Raw genomic sequence first — 17,682 nt, forward strand, 5'->3', positions numbered from 1 at the left:
AGTCAGCGCTCGAGACGGTGTTCGGCCGGACTCAAAAAGGGGCAAAAGATTCCGCATGACGGCGGAACCCCACGTCCGGTCACGACATGTGAGCCGACGGTGTTCAGATAAGGTTTGAAAGTGAGGCGGTGCGTTTTCAAAGTGTTCTATGCCAGAAAACGACCGCCTCAGCGGCTGTTTAGACGAGATCAACTTAGAGTTTGTGGAGCGAGAAGCAACACCGAAGCTGTTGATGAAGCTCAGTATTCAGCTCCATTTGTCTGGACTATCGCTTTCGAATACTGTTTCGTTTCTTGAGGTATTCGGTGTTGATCGAGTTCGATCGACCGTTCATAACTGGGTTCACAAAGCCGACCTACAGCCGGAATCGGATCGGAACCCGAATCACGTCGCGGTTGATGAGACCGTGATTCAACTCGATACTGAGCAATATTGGCTGTACGCTGCTGTCGATCCCGAATCAAATGATCTGCTACACACACGGCTTGAACCGACGAGAAATAACGCGATCGCAGATCGGTTTTTCGCGGAACTCCGCGAAAAACACGACGTAGATGACGCGATCTTTCTCGTTGATGGTGCGGCTCCACTTCAGCGAGCCTGTCGTAAACACGGCCTCGATTTCAGATACGAACGACATGGAAATCGGAACAGCGTCGAACGTGTCTTTCGTGAGGTAAAACGCAGAACTACCAGTTTCTCAAACTGTTTCAGCAACGCCGAAGCAGAAACAGCAAACGAGTGGCTCAGATCCTTTGCCTTCGCATGGAATCAGCTTATCTGAACACTACCTGTGAGCCGGGCTGAGCTTTTTTGTATGCTCATTCATACCATCTGGTATGTCACGTCGAGACATGAATGGTAGTGACGATTCCCCACACGTCGGTCGGCGGCAATGGCTCTCCGCGCTCGGTCTCGCCGGGGCGGTAACGCTCGCGGGCTGTTCCGGCGACGGCGGCGGCGGCCTCTTTCTCGACGCTCAATCCGATATATAACAGCGAGGATGGAGCTGGGGACGCGATCGCTCGCGCCCTCGATCTGGGCTACGTGTTCGACGAGAACAACGAGTACGTCCCGCTCCTCTACGACATGTCCACCGAGGACGGCGAGGTGTGGACCTTCGACGTCCGCGAGGGACTCGAGTTCAGCGACCCGTACGGCGAGGTGACCGCGAGCGACTTCGTCTATCTCATTCAGGAGATACACCAGAGCAGTTGGGCGAGTTCGGTGAATTCGACGAACTGGACCGGCGTCGAGGTCGAAGAGACGGGCGAGTACGAGTTCCAGGCCACGCTTGAGACGCCGCAGCTCCTCTGGCCCGAGAGCTTCGATCCGCTGCTGTACCCGATCCCGCAGGAGCTGCTCGAACCGTACGTCGAGGAGGAAGACACCGAGGGGCTCCGGCAGGACGAGGAGCTGCTCGAACTCCAGTTCTCGGGGAATCTCGGCCCGTACGTCCTCGACGAGTGGCAGCGGGACGGCGGGACCCGGTACAGCCGCAACGACGACTACTACCTCCAGGACGCGGACGACCTCCCGGATGTCTTCAACGAGGCCCCGTACTTCGAGGCCGCGGAGATCCGGGTGATCGGCGAGCAGGCCTCTCGGCTCGGTGCGCTGGAGACCGGCGAGGTCGACTCGGCCGCAATCCCGCCCAACCAGGTCGAGTCGTACCGGAACAACGACGAGATCTACGTCAACCGGATCCCGCAGCCGTACAACGAGAAGATCTCGGTCAACATGCGGGACAACGGGTGGACGACCGGCCCGGGCAACATGTTCCGACACGTCCCGTTCCGGCAGGCGATGGCCGCCGCCATTGACAAGGAGGGACTGATCGAGGGCGTGTTCCGCGACTTCGCCCAGACGCACTTCACCTGGCAGCCGCGGTTCAGTAACTTCTACCCGCCGGAGGAGGACATCCCGCAGTTCGGCGTCGGCGACAGCTACGGGAGCGAGGTGGCCCGCGGGCTGGCCGAGGACGCGTTCGCGGAGTCCGAGTACGACTACCGGTTCGACGGCGAGACGATGGTCGACCCCGACGGGAATCAGGTCCAACTCAGCCTCTACCACAGCGCCGGGCAGAACACCGAGCAGCTGATGGCTGACTTCATCGCCTAGGAGCTCGGCGACAACCTCGGCATGGACGTGACCGTCGAGGCCATCGACGGGACCCGGTTCAACAACGAGTACTGGCAGCAGACCGACTATCCAACCCCCGAGACGAACGAGGAGGGCGAGGTCACCAACGTGCCGGACGAACTCGTCGACACGGTGAACGGCGAGGAGGTTGAGTGGACCCAGCCCACCGCGACCAACCCCGGTCCGCGAAACATTACGTCCAATCAGGAGTGGGACATGGAGGTCGTGTTCGGGCTGAACACGTACCCGCGGAACCCGCTCACCAACAGCGTCTTCTTCGAGGGCGCGAATCCGCTGTACAACCCGGTCGGCTACTACCCCGGGTTCGACGCCGAGCAGCTGTTCCAGAACGCGCGAGAGGCGACCACTCAGGAGGAGCTGGCCGACGCGCTCATCGAGCTGTTCGCCAACCTCGCCGAGGAGCAGCCGTACATCATGCTCGCGTTCCCCGACGACACCGTCGGCTACCGCGAGGGGCTCGAAGGGCCCATCGAGAACTTCTCCAACGGCTGGAACCTCCCGGCCTGGAGATACGGGGAGTAGGTTCCTTCCTCGCCACCACACGTTCTTCACGATATCAACATGGGATTTGGAAGGTACGTAACCGCTCGCGTTCTCTGAGCAGGAGTCGTATCGCTCGTCATCACGACGATCACGTTTCTGCTGCTGTCGGCCGCGCCGAACCCGGACGTACAGCAGGCCACCACGCAGGCCGCGCTCCAAGGCGGCGACCCGGCGGCGGCCGCGGAGCGGGCGAGGGAGCTCCGGGGGCTCGACGAACCGCTCTACGTCAGGTACTTCGATTTCATCCAAGGCGTGTACACCCTCGACTGGGGCTGGTCGAGCAGTCGGAGCCAGCCGGTCCTGGAGGCCGTCGTCGGCGCGCTGTACTACACCGCGCAGTACTCGATCCCGTGGACGGTCCTCACGGTGATCCTCGGGCCGCTCGTCGGCGTGTACTCCGCGGCGAACATGTACAGTTGGCGGGACCACGCGGCGACCGGATTCGCCTTCTTCGGCTACGCCATCCCGAACTTCTTCTTCGGGATCATCCTGCTGTTGGTCTTCGGGGTGTGGCTGGAGGTGATTCCGGTCGTCTACAACACGGACGTCGCGGTGTTCAGCGTCGAGAACGCGGTCCAGCTGACGATACCGGTGTTCGTGTTGGTCACCGGCTCGATCGGCGCGCTCATGCGCGTCTCCCGGAACGAGTCCGCGGAGTTCCAGAACTCCGACTTCATGAAGACCGCGAAGGCGAAGGGAGTCTCGCCGCTCCGGGCGTACGCGTACCACGTCATGCGCCCGACGCTCGTCCCGGTCTCGACGACGCTCGTCGGACAGCTCCTCGCGCTGTTCTTGGGCTCGTCGCTGCTCGTCGAGGTCGTCTTCGGCATCCCGGGGCTCGGCCGGCTGACCTTCGAGGCACTGCTCTCACAGGACACCAACCTCGTGTTGGGGACGACCCTGTTCTTCACGTTCGTCGCGGTTGTGGGGAACCTCATCGAGGACCTCGTGTTCACCGTACTCGACCCGCGTATCAGCTATGATGACAGGTAACTCAACGGAGAACGATGGCGACTGAAAGCCCGGAACAGTTCGACCAAGTCGACTGGAACGACCTCTCGCGGTCGGGACGCTTCGATCTGTCGATCAACTCGATCGGGATGCTGGTGACGGCGCTCCCGCTCGCCCTGCTCGGCGTGTACGACTGGCGCTTCGTCGGCGACCGGACGGCGACCTTCGAGTTCGTCGGTCTCGATCGGACGCTGGAGACGGTCGACTTCTTGTTCATCTTCACGCTGCTCTTGGCGTTCTGGTACCTCGTCTTGCCGCTGTACCAGAACCCGCGGCGGACGCGGTACTACTGGAAGGAGTTCAAGCGCAACCGCCCGGCGGTCGTGAGCCTTGGGTGGCTCGGAATCGTGTTCGTCGGCGGAATCGTCGGGCCGCTCGTGATGAGCGCGCCGCAACAGGAACTGCTCATCGCCTACCAGCCGCCCGTGTTCACGTCCGTCGTCGACACGACGCCGGCGACCTGCGTCGGCGAGGTGATAAACGGGCGCTGTCACGGGACTTGGCAGCACCCGCTCGGCACGACGAACGCCGGCCGAGACGTGTTCACGATGATCGTCTACGGGATGACGATCAGCATGCAGATCGCCTTCATCACGACGACCATCGTCTCGACGATCGGCATCGCGTTCGGCACGCTGAGCGCGTACGCCGGCGGCTGGGTGGACGAGATGATGATGCGGTTCACCGACATCATCCTCTCGTTCCCGACGTTCCTGATGTTTCTACTCATCCTGTACGTCTACGGCGCGGGGCTCGGCATGTTCATCGTGGTCTTCTCCCTGTTCGGGTGGGGCGGGACCGCCCGGTACGTGCGGAGCAAGTCGCTGTCGATCTCGGAGGAGGAGTTCATCAAGTCCAGCCGCATCAGCGGCGCGAGCACGTATCAGGTCATCCGCGGCCACGTGGTCCCGAACGTCGCGAGCAGCATCATCACGCAGCTCACACTGCTCATTCCCGGATTCCTGCTGTTCGAAGCGCAACTCGCGTTCCTCGGCATCGGCGACTCGACGATCCCGTCGTGGGGACAGCTCATCTCGGCCGGTCGGAGCGACCTCTCCTTTGCCCCGTGGATCGTGTTAGCGCCCGGTATCGTGCTGTTCCTGACCATCCTCGCGTTCAACTTCCTCGGCGACGCACTCCTGGACGCGTTGAACCCCGAAGCCGAGGCGGAGAACGCATAATGCCAAGCGATCACCTACTCGAGGTCGAAGACCTCACGACGACGTTCGGCACCGACGAGGGAACGCTCACCGCGGTCGACGGGGTCGACTTCGACGTCGACACCGGCGAGACCGTCTGTATCGTCGGCGAATCGGGGTCCGGCAAGACGGTCGCGACCGAGTCGATAACGCGGCTCATCAAGACCCCACCGGGACAGATCGAGGGAACCGTCCGGTACAAGGGCCGGGACCTGCTGACGATGCCCGAGCCGGAGCTCCGAAACGTCCGCGGGAACGAGATCGCACACATCTTCCAGAACCCGCAGGAGGCGATGAACCACTGCTACTCCGTCGGGTGGCAGATCACCGAGGCGCTCCAGATCCACCAGGACGTCTCGGACGAGGAGGCCCGGGCGAAGGCGGTCGATCTCATGGACCGGGTCGGCATCGCGAACGCGAGCGCGCGCTTCGACGACTACCCGCACGAGTTCTCCGGCGGCCAGAAACAGCGCGTGATGATCGCGATGGCGCTCGTCGGCGACCCCGACCTGCTCATCGCCGACGAGCCGACGACCGCGCTCGACGTGACGGTCCAGGCGCAGATCCTGCGACTCCTCGACGACCTCCAAGAGGAGTTCGACATGGGCGTGCTGTTCGTGACCCACGACCTCGGCGTCGTCGCGGAGATCGCCGACCGGATCGTCGTGATGTACGCCGGGAAGGTGATGGAGCGGGGCGGCGTCCTCGACATCTTCGATCACCCCGCGCACCCGTACACCCAACAGCTGTTGGAGTGTCTCCCGGAGTTCGGCGGGACGACGGCGGGCGGGATCCCCGGAACGCTTCCCGACCCGCACGACTCACCGGACGGGTGCCGCTTCGCGCCGCGCTGCGGATACGCCGAGGAGGCGTGTCGCACCGGCGAACAGCCGGATGAGATCGAGGTCAGTCCGGGCCAGCGGGTCTCCTGCGTCCACTACGGGCCGGGGATGGACCCCTCCGTCGTGCGGAACGACAACTTCGAGCCCGTCGGGGGCGACGGGGCGGCCGACGGCGAGAGCGGGGTGAGTCGCGCCGATGACTGAGCCGCTGCTCTCGGTCCGAGACCTGAAGAAGCACTACCCGATCCGGAAGGGGATATTCAATCGCCAGGTCGGCGCTGCCCGCGCCGTCGACGGGATCAGCTTCGACATCGAGCGCGGCGAGACGCTGGGGCTCGTCGGCGAGTCCGGCTGCGGGAAGTCGACCGCGGCGAGTTCGGTGATCCGGCTGGAGGAGCCGACCGCGGGAGAGGTCGTGTTCAACGGGAACGGCCGGGAGAACGCGACCCGCGACCCCGACGGGACGCACCCCAACGACGTGACGCAGTTCGACGACGAGGAGCTGAAGGCGTTCCGCCGCGGCGCGCAGATGGTCTTTCAGGACCCGTCGTCGAGCTTCGACCCGCGGATGTCGGTCGGGAACGCGGTCGGCGAACTGCTCAAGATCCACGGGATGAGCGACCGCCACCGACGCCGGGCGATCGTCGAGGACCTACTCGAACGCGTCGGCCTCTCCGCGGACGACTTCGACCGGTACCCGCACGAGTTCTCCGGCGGCCAGAAACAGCGGATCGCGCTCGCCCGGGCGCTCGTGTTGAACCCGGACCTCATCATCGCCGACGAGCCGGTGAGCGCCCTCGACGTCTCCATTCAGGCGGAGATCCTCTCGCTGATCGACGACCTCCAAGACGAGTTCGGACTCTCGCTGCTTTTCATCAGCCACGACATGTCCGTCATCCGCCAGATCTGCGACCGCGTGGCGGTGATGTACCTCGGCGAGATCGTCGAGATCGGGCCGGTGGAAGAGATCTTCACCGACCCGCAACACCCCTACACGGAGGCGTTGCTGTCGTCGATCCCGACGCCGGATCCGCGCGCGAGCGTCGGCGGCATCGAACTGAAGGGGACCGTTCCCAGTCCGACGAACCCGCCGAGCGGCTGCCGGTTCCACACGCGGTGTCACAGGGTGATACAGCCGGACGGCGTCGACGTCGATCAGGACGACTGGCGGGGGCTGTTGAACTTCCGAGAGAGCGTCGCGACAGGCCGGGTCGACATCGAGCAGGTCCGAGAGAGCCTGACAGCCGGCGGCGAGGAGCCCACGGACCGTGCGATTCAGGCCGAGATCCGAGAGGAGTTCGACGTCGGCGACCCGATCGGTGACGAGGACCTCGAAGAGGCGTTCGAGGAGTCGGTCCGGCTCCTCTTGGACGGGAACGCCGAACGCGCCGGAGAGTTCCTCGAAGAGCGGGTCACGACGCCGTGCGCCCAGACCGTCCCCGAGCGAACGGTCCACTCTCCCGACCACGAGTCCGCGTGCCTCCGGCACGAGGGCAGGGCGTCCGCGGAGCCGAACCCCGCGGACGACTGACCCGCGTCCGGGGCGAATTCCCCGCTACTCCGTCGTCGACGCGAACGCCGCCGGGTCGATTCGCCGCGGCTCCGGCACGTCCGCGTCGCTCGGAGCCACCGCCACGTCGCCCCGGGAGTCGCCGGTCCCGTCGCCCGCCTCCTCTCCCGGTTCGGGCGGGGCGAGGACCGCGGTCCCGCCGACGGAGAGCGGGGCGAGGAGGCCGGCCGCGAGGGCCGGCGGGTCGGAGAACGGGCGGCGGAGGACGACCCGCGTCCCCGCGTCCATCTCCCCCCTCTCGACGGCGGTCTCCGCGATCGAACACAGGTCGCCGTGCGTGAACTCTCGGGGCGGTCCGACGACGGCGACGTCGGCGGGGGCGACGTCGCTCGGCGGCATCCCCGGGTTCTCGCTCCACAGCTCCTGCTCCCAGTGGGTGGTGTCGGGAAGGTCCGGCGGCCCCCCGAACGCGGCGAGGTTCGTCCCGGGTTCGGGGTCGAGACCGGCCGCGGTCGCGACCGGCGCGAGGACGACGCGGTCGCCGGCCTCGACCCCGGCGGCCGGGTCGAACCGCACCGGCGCGCCGACGGCCGCGGCACCGAGGAACGCGAGCGTGGTGTGAAACCCCGGCGTCGGGTCGACGGCGACGGTCGCGCCCGCGCGGACTCCGAGGTATCGGAGCACGTTCGCCGCCTTGTACCCGTTCGTGATCAGGTCGTGGTGGGTCCGCTCCCGCCCGTCCGGCGTGACGAGCGCCGCGTCGCCGGTGCGGCGGTCGCGCGCGAGTAGGTCGCCGACGAGTTCCATGCGCGAACCTCGGAGCGCGCGGCCCTTAACGCTGCGGCGTCGCCCGATGACGTTCGGGGGCGGCCCCGCGGAACGCCGTCGCCGCGGGTCAGGGAGCGCCGGCGACGACCATCTTCGAGCCGTCCGCGGAGAAGGCCAGGTCGCGGGTGGATCCCGGGTCGACGCGCACCGCGTCACCGGGGCCGAGGTCGACGGGGTCGCCGTCGACGGTGAGCGTCGCCTCGCCGTGGAGCAGCAGGTACACCTCCTCGTGGTCGATGTCCCCGTGGTCGTGTTCCATTCCCTCCCACCCGTCGTCGCCCTCGACGACGGTCACGCCGAGGTTCTCGCAGTCGAGCGCCTCGCGGAGGAAGTACATCCCGGGAGCGCGCGGTTCGACGTCGTCGTAGGCCGTCGTGTCGTAGCCCATGGTCGTGCGAAGCGCGCGCACCGACGAAAAGCTACGGGCCGGCGAAGGTTCCCGAACCGGTACGGCGGCGGGACCGTCAGAAGGAGCTCTTCAGCTTCTCGAAGAAGCCGCCGCCGACGTCGATGTCCTCGCCGCCGGCCTCGGCGAACGCCTCCAGCGCCTCGCGCTGTTCGTCGTTGAGCGACTCGGGGACGACGACCGCGACCTGAACGTAGAGGTCGCCACGCCCGCGGCGGCGGAGCCGGGGCATCCCCTTCCCCTGGAGCCGGAACGTCTCGCCGCTCTGCGTGCCGGCCGGAACGTCCATCTCGACGGTGCCGTCGACCGTCTCCACCTCGACGGTGTCGCCGAAGACGGCCTGCGGGAACGAGACCGCCTCGTTGACGCGGAGGTCGTCGCCGTCGCGCTCGAACCGCTCGCCGACGTCGACGTCGACCTCGATCAGCAGGTCGCCCTTCGGCCCGCCGTTCTCGCCGGGTGCGCCCTCGCGCTCCATCCGGAGGCTCTGCCCCGAGCGGATTCCCGCCGGGATCTCGACCGAGAGCGTGGCCTCCTCGCGGACGACGCCGTCGCCGCCGCAGTCGGCGCAGTCCTCGCTGTACAGTTCGCCCTCGCCCTCGCAGCGGGGACACGTCGAGGTCTGCTGGACGCGCCCGAGCGGCGTCTGCTGGACCTGTTGGACCTGACCGCGCCCGTTACACTGCGGGCAGGTCTCCACGTCGGCGTCGGGCGGGTGGCCCGCGCCGTCGCAGATGGCGCACTCGGTCGGCCGGGTGAGCGTGACCTCCTTGGTCGCGCCCTCGAACGCCTCCTCCAGGTCAATCGTCAGGCCAGTCTTGAGGTCGCGGCCCTGCCGCGGCCGATTCCCGCCGCCTCCGCCGCCGCGGCCGCGACCACCACCGCCGCCGAAGAACTGGTTGAAGATGTCCTCGAACCCGCCAGCGCCGCCGGCACCGCCGGCACCCCCGAAGGGACCGCCGGCGCCGCCCGGGCCGCCGCCCCCGGTCGCGCCGCGCTTGTCGGCCTCGGTGAAGCGGTCGTGACCCATCTGGTCGTACTGCTTCCGCTTCTGTTCGTCGGTGAGCACCTCCTTGGCCTTCTGGATCTTCTTGAACCGCTCCTCGGCGTTCTCGTCGTCGCTGACGTCGGGGTGGTGTTCGGCGGCCTGCTTGCGGTACGCCTTCTTTATCTCCTCCTCGCTGGCGTCCCGCGACACGCCGAGGACGTCGTAGAAATCTTCGCTCATGCGTTGCGTTGGTTGAGTGATGTTGATCGCCCGGTCGGTTTAAGCGACGGGGTCGAAGCGTCGAAAATCGGGTCGCGAGGGGTTACTCCTCGTCGTCGTCCACGTCTTCGAAGTCGGCGTCGACGTACTCCTCGTCGTCGGCGTCGGCACCGCCGGGGCCCGCCGCGCCGCCCGGGCCGCCGGCACCGCCCATGCCGCCCATGCCGCCGGGGCCGGCCCCGCCAGCGCCGCCGGGACCGGCCTGCGCGGCCTGTCCCTCGTACATCTGCTTGCCGATCTCCTGGAGCTCCTCGGTGAGCGCCTCGGTGGCGGACTCGATCTCGTCGGTGTCGGCGTCCTCGTCTTCGAGGACCGCCTCGACGTCCTCGATGGCCGCCTCGATGTCCGCGACGAGCTCGTCGTCGTCGAGCTCCTCCTCGTTCTCTTCGAGTAGAGTCTCGGCGCGCTGGATCGTCGTCTCGGCCTCGTTGCGGGCCTCGATCCGCTCGCGGCGGGCCTCGTCCTCCTCGGCGTGCTTCTCCGCCTCCTCCTGCATCTCCTCGATCTCCTCGTCGGAGAGGCCGACGCCGCCCTCGATGGTGATCGACTCGGCGTTACCCGAGCCCTGATCCTCGGCCTCGACGTTGACGATGCCGTTCTCGTCGATGTTGAACGAGACCTCGATCTGCGGGGTTCCGGCGGGGGCCGGCGGGATGCCGGAGAGCTGGAACGCGCCGAGCAGCTCGTTCTCCTCGGCGATCTCGCGTTCGCCCTGGAAGACGCGGACGTTGACGGAGGTCTGGTTGTCCGCGGCCGTGGTGAACACCTTCGACTCCTCGGTCGGGATGGTGGTGTTCTTCTCGATGAGCCGCTCGAAGAGCCCGCCCTTCACCTCGATGCCGAGCGAGAGCGGCGTCACGTCCAGCAGGACGATGTCGTCGACGTCGCCGGAGAGCACGCCGCCCTGGACCGCTGCGCCGAGCGCGACCGCCTCGTCGGGGTTGACGTTCTTCTTCGGCTCCTGCCCGACGAGCTCCTCGACCTTCTCCTGGACTTGCGGCATCCGGGTGGAGCCGCCGACGAGGATGACCTCGTCGATATCCGACTTCGAGTAGCCGGCGTCAGAGAGCGCCTGCTCCGTCGGCTCGACGGTGCGGTCGATGAGGTCCGAGGTGAGGTTCTCGAACGTCGCGCGGGTGACGGACTGTTCGAGGTGGACCGGCCCGCTGTCGGTCGCGGTGATGAAGGGGAGGTTGACCGTGGTCTCCTTCTTGTTCGACAGCTCGATCTTCGCCTCCTCGGCGGCGTCCTTCAGGCGCTGGAGCGCCTGCCGGTCGTCGCGGAGGTCGATCCCGTGGTCGTTCTGGAACTCGTCGGCGAGGTGGTCGATGAGCGCCTCGTCCCAGTCGTCGCCGCCGAGGTCGTTGTCCCCGTTCGTGGCGACGACCTCGTAGACGCCGCCGCCGAGATCGAGGACCGACACGTCGAACGTGCCGCCCCCGAGGTCGTACACGAGGACCGTCTGGTCGGACTCGTCGTCGAGGCCGTACGCCATGGAGGCGGCGGTCGGCTCGTTGACGATGCGCTCGACCTCGAAGCCGGCGATCTCGCCGGCGTCCTTGGTCGCCTGCCGCTGCTTGTCGTTGAAGTAGGCGGGAACCGTGATGACCGCCTTCTCGACATCGTCGCCGAGGTACTCCTCGGCGTCGCGTTTGATCTTCTGGAGGATCATCGCCGAGACCTGCTCCGGCGTGTACTCGTCGTCGCCGATCTCGACGGTGTAGCCGTCCTCGCCCATGTGCCGCTTGATCGACTGGATCGTGCGGTCGGGGTTCTGGACGGCCTGGTTCTTCGCGGGCTTGCCGACGAGGCGCTCGTCGTCGTCGGCGAACGCGACGACCGAGGGCGTCGTCCGGTCGCCCTCGGCGTTCGCGATGATCTCCGGCTCGTCGCCTTCCATCACCGCGAACGCGGAGTTGGTGGTACCGAGGTCGATACCGAGAATTTTGTTGCTCGCCATCTTGGTCACAGATAGCGGCTTGTTTCGGTTAAAGGTTACTAGACGCCGCCATTTCGGCGGAAGAAAGAAACCGCTGCCGTCGTGCGGTTTCTCGATCGTGTGAGTCGCTCACATCGATGTATTTATACAGATCCGCAAACGCAGCGGCGTCCCGGCTCCGCTCGTGACCGCGGACCGGCCGGGGTTCGGGCTCCGGTCCGCGCCGGACTCGCGTCGGCCTCGCGCCGGGTCCGCGCCTCAGATCCCGCTGACGAGGTCTTCGAGGACGGACTCGGGGTCGTCGGCCTTCGCGACGCCGGAGGCGAGCAGGACGCCCGCGGCCCCGAGGTCGCCGGCGGTCGAGACGTCCTCGCCCGTCGAGACGCCGGCCCCGCAGAACACGTCGACCGCGGGGTCGACGGCCTCGGCGGCCGCGACCGCGTCCTCGACGATCCCGGGGTCGGCGGTGGCGACGGAGACGTCGCCGCCGATGAGTTCCGGCGGCTCGACGGCGACCGCGTCGGGACCGAGCGCGGCGGCGGCACCGACCTGCGCCGGGTTGTTCGCGCAGACGATCGTCTCGAGGTCGGCGCGCTCGGCCGCGCGGACCGAGCCGTCCACGTCCGCGAGCTTCAGGCGGTTCTCGGAGTGGTTGATCAGCGTCCCCGCCGCGCCGTTGTCGGCGACGGCCTCCGCGAGCGTCGACCCGGTGTGGGAGCCGTGCGCGTTCGGCGAGACGTGCTGCGCCCACGTCTCGACGCCGGTCTCCGCGACGCGCGCGACGTCCGCCGCCTGCGGCGAGACGGCGATCCGCGCGCCGGACGCCTCGGCCACGTCGCGGGCCGCGGTCGCCACTTCGATCGGATCGCACGGGTACGCCTTGAGGTTCACCAGAATGAACATGCGCTCACTCGGTGGGCGCGGCGCAAATAGCTTCATGCTTCGCGGCGCTCCCCTGATGACCCGCCGAGCGCTTCGGTCCCCGTCGAGCAGTTCGACGAACCGTCGGGGTCAGGAGGCCGGGGCGCACGGGGCCGAGTGCAGAAACGACCTTATACCCCGCTGTTGTGGGTCCGACAAGAGATGTCCCTCATCGAGCTCATCGCGGGCGTGGAGGCTCACGAGGCCACGCTGACCGTGTTCAACGCCGATCCGGCCGTTACGGACGAGCTTCGGGAGTACTTCGCCGACCGCAACGTCCGGATCGTCGACGACCAGACGGCCTCCGGCCCGGAGGAGTTCGCCGTGCTGGCGCGGGACGGCGAGTTCGTCACGGCGGTGACCGTCGACGACCTGCTGCCGCGCCCGGACGGGGACGGCAAATCGGGTGACGATGCCGTCGGTCAGGAGGCCGACACAGGGACGACCGGACGCGTCGGAAAGCCGGTGTTGGACCACCTCGACGAGACGATGTTCACCTCCTACACCCGCGAGGACATGGTCGCCGCGTCCCGCGAGATCGAGGACCGCGCCTGGCGGGTCGGAGACGGGGAGCTTCACGCCGGGTTCCAGACGCTCGACGTCCTCACCGGCGAGGCCGACACTTACGCCCTGCTCGGCGAGAAGGAGCGGCTCGACGTCCACGCCTACGCCGCGGACGAGGGGGACGCGCCGGACGTGGACCACTACACCGTCCACGTCGGCGAGACCGCCGAGATCCGGGAGACGTGGTTCGTCGCGTACGACGGCGGCGGCTACGACGAGGCGAAGTGCGCGCTGCTGGCCGAGGAGCGCGCCCCCGGCGAGTTCTACGGGTTCTGGAGCTACGACCCCGAGACGGTCGACTACATCATCGACTACCTGACCGAGCGCTACGGCGGGTCCGAGCGGACCGACGACGGCGGAGCGACCGCGTGACCGGCGGGCGCTCGGCGGCGACCGCGTGGCTGTCGGCCGCGACGGCCGTCGCGACGCTCGCGACCGCTGGGAGCCTCTGGTTCAGCCTCGGACTCGGGCTCACCCCCTGCGACCTCTGCTGGTACCAGCGGATCGCCATGTACCCGCTCGTCGTCGTCCTCGGCGTCGCGGCCGTCGAGGAGCGGCCGGCGGTCGCGCGGACCGCGCTGCCGCTCGTCGCGGTCGGGCTGGGCCTCGCCGTGTACCACTCGTACCTCCAGGCGACGCTGGCGGAGTGCACGGTCGGCGGCCCCTGCGCGACCGTGCTGTGGCGGAGTCCGCTGGTCGGACTCTCGATCCCGAACCTCTCGCTCGTCGCGTTCGGGGTGCTCGCGGTCCTGCTCGTCGGGATGCGTCGACGCGTCTGACGGGCGGAACGGGCGAGAAAAGCGGGGAAGATTCGGGGCGCGGTCCGGTCAGTCCTTCCGCTTGACGACGTCGCCGAGGGTCATCGTCCCCGGGTCGTCGGTCTCCCAGTCGGCGTCGTCGGCGGACTGGCCCTCGACGAGCGAGACGTCGAGCGCGCGTTCGAGCTTCCGCTGGACCTCGTCGGTCGGGAGCGTGTCGCCGCGTTCGAGCTTGCGGATGAGGCTCGCCTTCTCGTTGAGCTGGTCGGCCAGCTCCTCCTGACTCAGTCCGCGCGACTCGCGCGCCTCGCGGATCACCTCGTCGTAGTCGGTGGCGATCTCGTCCATGTCGTCGAACATGTCGCGGGGGCGCGTCGAGCCGCCCGAGGAGCCGGAGCCGGAGGAGCCGGACGACCCGGACGACGAGGACGACTTCCCGGTGCTGGAGCTGGTGGAGTACTTGCCGCCGCCGGAGCTCGTCGACTCGTCGCGGACCTCGGTCCCGAAGTCCGTACACGAGCTACAAAGCTCCAGTTCGGCACCTTCGACCTTCGTCGTCGTCAGCGAGGCCTCCTCGGTGCCGCACATCTCACACTGGGGCATACGCGACGCTAACGCTCCCGGTGGTATAAAGGGTGTGCCGCGACCTCGCGACGAGCCCCGGCCCCCGACGCCGCGTCGGCCACCGCCCCGACGCCGCGTCGGCCACCACCCCGACGTCGCGTCGGCCCCCTCCCCTGACGCCCGGGGTCGCAATCGTGCCGCGGTCGGTACCGACTTGTCGCCGCGGGCGGCAGGGGGACGTATGGACGTACACGTCACGCGCTCGGAGCTCCGAGGGACCGCCCGCGCGCCGCCGTCGAAGAGCTACACCCACCGCGCGCTGCTCGCGGCCGGCTACAGCGAGGGCGCGACCGTCGAGTCGCCGCTGATCTCCGCCGACACGCGGGCCACGGCACGCGCCGTGACCGGGTTCGGCGGCGCGGTCGGTGGGATCGGCGAGGACGACGACGGGAGTGACCCCGACGGCGACCTCGGCGACGCCGACGCGCTCGCGGTCGAGGGGTTCGGCGGCCGACCGGGGGTCCCGGAGGACGTGATCGACTGCGCGAACTCGGGGACGACGATGCGGCTCGTCACCGCCGCGGCCGCGCTCGCGGACGGCACCACCGTCCTCACCGGCGACGGGTCGCTCCGGTCCCGGCCGCAGGGCCCCCTCCTCGACGCGCTCGGGGACCTCGGCGTGCGCGCGGAGTCGACGCGGGCGAACGGGCGGGCCCCGCTGGTAGTCTCCGGGCCGCTCGCGGGGGGCGAGGTGGCGATCCCGGGCGACGTCTCCTCGCAGTACGTCACGGCGCTGCTGATGGCCGGGGCCGTCACCGACGAGGGGACCGAGGTCGACCTCACGACGGCGCTGAAGTCCGCCCCGTACGTCGACATCACGCTGGAACTGCTCGCGGACTTCGGCGTCGAGGCGACCCCCGTCGACGAGGCCGGCGACCCCCTCGACGGGGCGGCGGGAGCCGCCGGCTTCTCGGTCCCGGGCGGGCAGACCTACGAGCCGGCGGGCGGCAGCTACGCGGTCCCCGGCGACTTCTCGTCCATCTCGTACCTCCTCGGGGCGGGGGCCGTGGCGACCGCGGAGGGCGAGACGGTCCGGATCGAGGGCGCGCGACCGAGCGCGCAGGGCGACGCGGCGATCGTCGACATCGTCGAGGAGATGGGCGCGGCGGTCGACTGGGACCGCGAGGCGGGCGAGATCGCGGTCGAGCGCGCCGCCCTCTCCGGCGTCACCGTCGACGTGGGCGACACGCCGGACCTCCTCCCGACGATCGCCGCGCTCGGCGCGGTCGCCGACGGCGACACCCGGATCGAGAACTGCGAGCACGTCCGCTACAAGGAGACCGACCGCGTGTCCGCGATGGCCGAGGAACTAGAGAAACTCGGCGCGGAGACGACCGAGGAGGAGGACGTGCTCACGGTCCACGGCTCCGAGAGCGACCTCCGCGGGGCGACCGTCGACGGGCGGGCCGACCACCGGATCGTGATGGCGCTCGCGCTCGCGGCGCTCGCCGCCGAGGGGACGACGACGATCCGCGGTGCCGAACACGTCGACGTCTCGTTCCCCGGCTTCTTCGAGACGATGGGCGACCTCGGGATGGACGTGGAGCAAGCGGACTGAGGACGTGGAGCAGGTGGACTGAGACGGGCACCAGCGGTGGCGCGTGCCTGCGAGGCCGCACTGCGGCCGAGCAGCACGCGCGAGGGAGTCGCGAGCGAAGCGAGCGACGAGGCTGGGGAGGCGTGAGGCTGCGGTGCCGTGCGGGGCGGGACTCGAAGGGGCAGCCGGGAGGCGGGCGCAGGCGACGTAAGCACCGCAGGAGCGAACGGAGTGAGCGACGAGGAGCGCACCGAGCGTGCGCCCGCCTCCCGGCTGGGGCTTCGGCGGTCTCGACCGCGGTGTTGCTCGCGGATCCCTCGAAGTCATTTGCCGAAATACAGTTTCGGCTCGACATCGATTCGTACAGACCGACGGGTACAGGTGGCCCGCGCGACGACACGGGAACATGGACAACATCGACGTCGAGCCGGTCGACCGCGTCGACGAGGGCGGCGAGGAGAGCGTCGACGCGACCGGAGACGACGAAGCGCTCACCGTGGACGAGGGGGTCGCCGACCTCCCCGCGGGCGTCGACGCGCCAGACTACGTGCTGTACGGCGGGAAGGGCGGCGTCGGCAAGACGACGATGGCGGCCGCGACGGGGCTGGCCTCGGCCGCCGGCGGCGTCCGCACGCTCGTCGTCTCCACCGACCCCGCGCACTCGCTGTCCGACACCTACGAGACCGAGATTCCCGCCGAACCGGCGCAGATCCGCGAGGACGTGCCGCTGTACGCGGCCGAGATCGACCCCGACGCGGCGATGGAGGAGGGGATGTTCGGGGCCGACGCGGACCCTCTCGGCGGGCTGGGCGAGATGGGCGACGCGATGGGCGGCATGGGCGGCGAGGGGGCCGCGGACGAGCCCGGCGAGGGGCTCGGCGGCCTCCTCGGCGGGACGATGCCCGGCGCGGACGAGGCCGCGGCGATGCGACAGCTGCTGGAGTACCTCGACGACCCGCGGTTCGACCGCGTCGTCGTCGACACCGCACCGACCGGCCACACCCTCCGGCTGCTCCAGCTACCGGAGATCATGGACTCGATGCTCGGCCGCGTGATGAAGCTCCGCCAGCGCTTCTCCGGCATGATGGACGGGATCAAGGGGATGTTCGGCGGGGGCGACGACGAGCCGGACCCCTCGGCGGACCTCGAAGCGCTCCGCGAGCGCATCGAGCGCCTGCGGGCCGTTCTCCGCGACCCGACGAAGACCGACTTCCGCGTCGTGATGATCCCCGAGGAGATGAGCGTCGTCGAGTCCGAGCGGCTCGTCGCCCGCCTCGACGAGTTCGAGATTCCGGTGAACACGCTGGTCGTCAACCGCGTGATGGAGGGCGTCGGCGACGTGACCGGCGGGATCGGGACCGCGATCGACCCCGACTGGGTGGTCGAGCCGAACCCCGACAGCTGCGAGTTCTGCGCGCGGCGGTGGGAGGTCCAACAGAACGCGCTCCGCGAGGCGACAGACCTGTTCCGCGGCCGCGAAGTGAAGCGGGTCCCCCTGCTCGCGAACGAGGTGCGCGGGGAGGCCGCGCTGCGGGTGGTCGCCGCCTGCCTGAACTGAGCGGCGTCAGAC

The 17,682-nt window shown here is 68.4% G+C and carries 15 protein-coding genes and 1 pseudogene; 10 read left to right on the top strand and 6 right to left on the bottom strand.

Features of this window, described 5'->3' with window-relative positions; translation table 11 throughout:
- The first annotated feature begins 148 nt into the window (after positions 1 to 148).
- From NAF06_RS02025 to NAF06_RS02050, 6 genes and pseudogenes are all read left to right on the top strand, one after another.
- Positions 149 to 784, top strand: coding sequence for an IS6 family transposase (locus tag NAF06_RS02025; RefSeq protein ID WP_251106145.1), 636 nt, complete (start codon positions 149 to 151; stop codon positions 782 to 784).
- A 70-nt stretch (positions 785 to 854) separates the two neighbouring features.
- Positions 855 to 2,685: pseudogene (locus tag NAF06_RS02030) on the top strand (ABC transporter substrate-binding protein).
- A 99-nt stretch (positions 2,686 to 2,784) separates the two neighbouring features.
- Positions 2,785 to 3,699, top strand: coding sequence for an ABC transporter permease (locus tag NAF06_RS02035; RefSeq protein WP_345780630.1), 915 nt, complete (start codon positions 2,785 to 2,787; stop codon positions 3,697 to 3,699).
- A gap of 14 nt (positions 3,700 to 3,713) precedes the next feature.
- Positions 3,714 to 4,898 (top strand): ABC transporter permease, encoded by a 1,185-nt coding sequence (locus tag NAF06_RS02040; RefSeq protein WP_008581641.1) that lies wholly within the window; start codon positions 3,714 to 3,716, stop codon positions 4,896 to 4,898.
- Complete coding sequence (locus tag NAF06_RS02045) at positions 4,898 to 5,962, top strand: ABC transporter ATP-binding protein (RefSeq protein ID WP_008581642.1); 1,065 nt, start codon at positions 4,898 to 4,900, stop codon at positions 5,960 to 5,962. Before NAF06_RS02040 ends, NAF06_RS02045 begins: the two co-directional genes overlap by 1 nt.
- Positions 5,955 to 7,289: an ABC transporter ATP-binding protein gene (locus NAF06_RS02050; RefSeq protein WP_008581643.1), complete on the top strand. Its 1,335-nt coding sequence runs from the start codon at positions 5,955 to 5,957 to the stop codon at positions 7,287 to 7,289. The genes NAF06_RS02045 and NAF06_RS02050 overlap by 8 nt, the downstream gene beginning before the upstream one ends.
- Positions 7,290 to 7,313: 24 nt before the next feature.
- Here NAF06_RS02050 and NAF06_RS02055 read toward each other — a convergent pair whose 3' ends face one another.
- The 5 genes from NAF06_RS02055 to tpiA all read right to left on the bottom strand — a co-directional run bounded on the left by NAF06_RS02055 (position 7,314) and on the right by tpiA (position 12,611).
- On the bottom strand, positions 7,314 to 8,075 hold the full coding sequence (locus tag NAF06_RS02055) for an AMP-binding protein (RefSeq protein ID WP_008581644.1): 762 nt from the start codon (positions 8,073 to 8,075) through the stop codon (positions 7,314 to 7,316).
- Positions 8,076 to 8,163: 88 nt separating this feature from the next.
- Positions 8,164 to 8,484, bottom strand: a complete 321-nt coding sequence (locus tag NAF06_RS02060) for a cupin domain-containing protein (RefSeq protein WP_008581645.1) — start codon at positions 8,482 to 8,484, stop codon at positions 8,164 to 8,166.
- A 76-nt stretch (positions 8,485 to 8,560) separates the two neighbouring features.
- On the bottom strand, positions 8,561 to 9,730 hold the full coding sequence (dnaJ, locus tag NAF06_RS02065) for a molecular chaperone DnaJ (RefSeq protein ID WP_008581647.1): 1,170 nt from the start codon (positions 9,728 to 9,730) through the stop codon (positions 8,561 to 8,563).
- Between the two features lie 82 nt (positions 9,731 to 9,812).
- Positions 9,813 to 11,729 (bottom strand): molecular chaperone DnaK, encoded by a 1,917-nt coding sequence (dnaK, locus tag NAF06_RS02070; RefSeq protein ID WP_008581648.1) that lies wholly within the window; start codon positions 11,727 to 11,729, stop codon positions 9,813 to 9,815.
- A gap of 237 nt (positions 11,730 to 11,966) precedes the next feature.
- On the bottom strand, positions 11,967 to 12,611 hold the full coding sequence (tpiA, locus tag NAF06_RS02075) for a triose-phosphate isomerase (RefSeq protein WP_008581649.1): 645 nt from the start codon (positions 12,609 to 12,611) through the stop codon (positions 11,967 to 11,969).
- A gap of 180 nt (positions 12,612 to 12,791) precedes the next feature.
- Between tpiA and NAF06_RS02080 the strand changes: the two genes are divergently transcribed.
- Together NAF06_RS02080 and NAF06_RS02085 are read left to right on the top strand one after the other, a co-directional pair.
- Complete coding sequence (locus NAF06_RS02080; RefSeq protein ID WP_008581650.1) at positions 12,792 to 13,565, top strand: DICT sensory domain-containing protein; 774 nt, start codon at positions 12,792 to 12,794, stop codon at positions 13,563 to 13,565.
- Positions 13,562 to 13,972 (top strand): disulfide bond formation protein B, encoded by a 411-nt coding sequence (locus NAF06_RS02085; RefSeq protein ID WP_008581651.1) that lies wholly within the window; start codon positions 13,562 to 13,564, stop codon positions 13,970 to 13,972. The genes NAF06_RS02080 and NAF06_RS02085 overlap by 4 nt, the downstream gene beginning before the upstream one ends.
- A 48-nt stretch (positions 13,973 to 14,020) precedes the next feature.
- On the opposite strand, the gene NAF06_RS02090 is transcribed toward NAF06_RS02085, so the two are convergent.
- Positions 14,021 to 14,554, bottom strand: a complete 534-nt coding sequence (locus tag NAF06_RS02090) for a multiprotein bridging factor aMBF1 (RefSeq protein ID WP_049908581.1) — start codon at positions 14,552 to 14,554, stop codon at positions 14,021 to 14,023.
- 202 nt (positions 14,555 to 14,756) lie between these two features.
- Here NAF06_RS02090 and aroA point away from each other — a divergent pair, with 202 nt between their 5' ends.
- Entirely contained in the window at positions 14,757 to 16,133 is a 1,377-nt protein-coding gene (aroA, locus tag NAF06_RS02095; RefSeq protein WP_008581653.1) for a 3-phosphoshikimate 1-carboxyvinyltransferase, read from the top strand.
- A gap of 385 nt (positions 16,134 to 16,518) precedes the next feature.
- Positions 16,519 to 17,670: an ArsA family ATPase gene (locus NAF06_RS02100; protein WP_008581655.1), complete on the top strand. Its 1,152-nt coding sequence runs from the start codon at positions 16,519 to 16,521 to the stop codon at positions 17,668 to 17,670.
- Positions 17,671 to 17,682 lie beyond the last annotated feature (12 nt).

The organism is Halorubrum hochsteinianum, assembly GCF_023702125.1.
Lineage (GTDB): Archaea > Halobacteriota > Halobacteria > Halobacteriales > Haloferacaceae > Halorubrum > Halorubrum hochsteinianum.

What these genes read in the sequence shown, in the direction of transcription:
- NAF06_RS02025 (WP_251106145.1), top strand. Translation starts at nt 149, where the DNA reads ATGCCAGAAAACGACCGCCTCAGCGGCTGTTTAGACGAGATCAACTTA.
- NAF06_RS02040 (WP_008581641.1), top strand. Translation starts at nt 3,714, where the DNA reads ATGGCGACTGAAAGCCCGGAACAGTTCGACCAAGTCGACTGGAACGAC.
- NAF06_RS02045 (WP_008581642.1), top strand. Translation starts at nt 4,898, where the DNA reads ATGCCAAGCGATCACCTACTCGAGGTCGAAGACCTCACGACGACGTTC.
- NAF06_RS02050 (WP_008581643.1), top strand. Translation starts at nt 5,955, where the DNA reads ATGACTGAGCCGCTGCTCTCGGTCCGAGACCTGAAGAAGCACTACCCG.
- NAF06_RS02055 (WP_008581644.1), bottom strand. Translation starts at nt 8,075, where the DNA reads ATGGAACTCGTCGGCGACCTACTCGCGCGCGACCGCCGCACCGGCGAC.
- NAF06_RS02060 (WP_008581645.1), bottom strand. Translation starts at nt 8,484, where the DNA reads ATGGGCTACGACACGACGGCCTACGACGACGTCGAACCGCGCGCTCCC.
- dnaJ (WP_008581647.1), bottom strand. Translation starts at nt 9,730, where the DNA reads ATGAGCGAAGATTTCTACGACGTCCTCGGCGTGTCGCGGGACGCCAGC.
- dnaK (WP_008581648.1), bottom strand. Translation starts at nt 11,729, where the DNA reads ATGGCGAGCAACAAAATTCTCGGTATCGACCTCGGTACCACCAACTCC.
- tpiA (WP_008581649.1), bottom strand. Translation starts at nt 12,611, where the DNA reads ATGTTCATTCTGGTGAACCTCAAGGCGTACCCGTGCGATCCGATCGAA.
- NAF06_RS02080 (WP_008581650.1), top strand. Translation starts at nt 12,792, where the DNA reads ATGTCCCTCATCGAGCTCATCGCGGGCGTGGAGGCTCACGAGGCCACG.
- NAF06_RS02090 (WP_049908581.1), bottom strand. Translation starts at nt 14,554, where the DNA reads ATGCCCCAGTGTGAGATGTGCGGCACCGAGGAGGCCTCGCTGACGACG.
- aroA (WP_008581653.1), top strand. Translation starts at nt 14,757, where the DNA reads ATGGACGTACACGTCACGCGCTCGGAGCTCCGAGGGACCGCCCGCGCG.
- NAF06_RS02100 (WP_008581655.1), top strand. Translation starts at nt 16,519, where the DNA reads ATGGACAACATCGACGTCGAGCCGGTCGACCGCGTCGACGAGGGCGGC.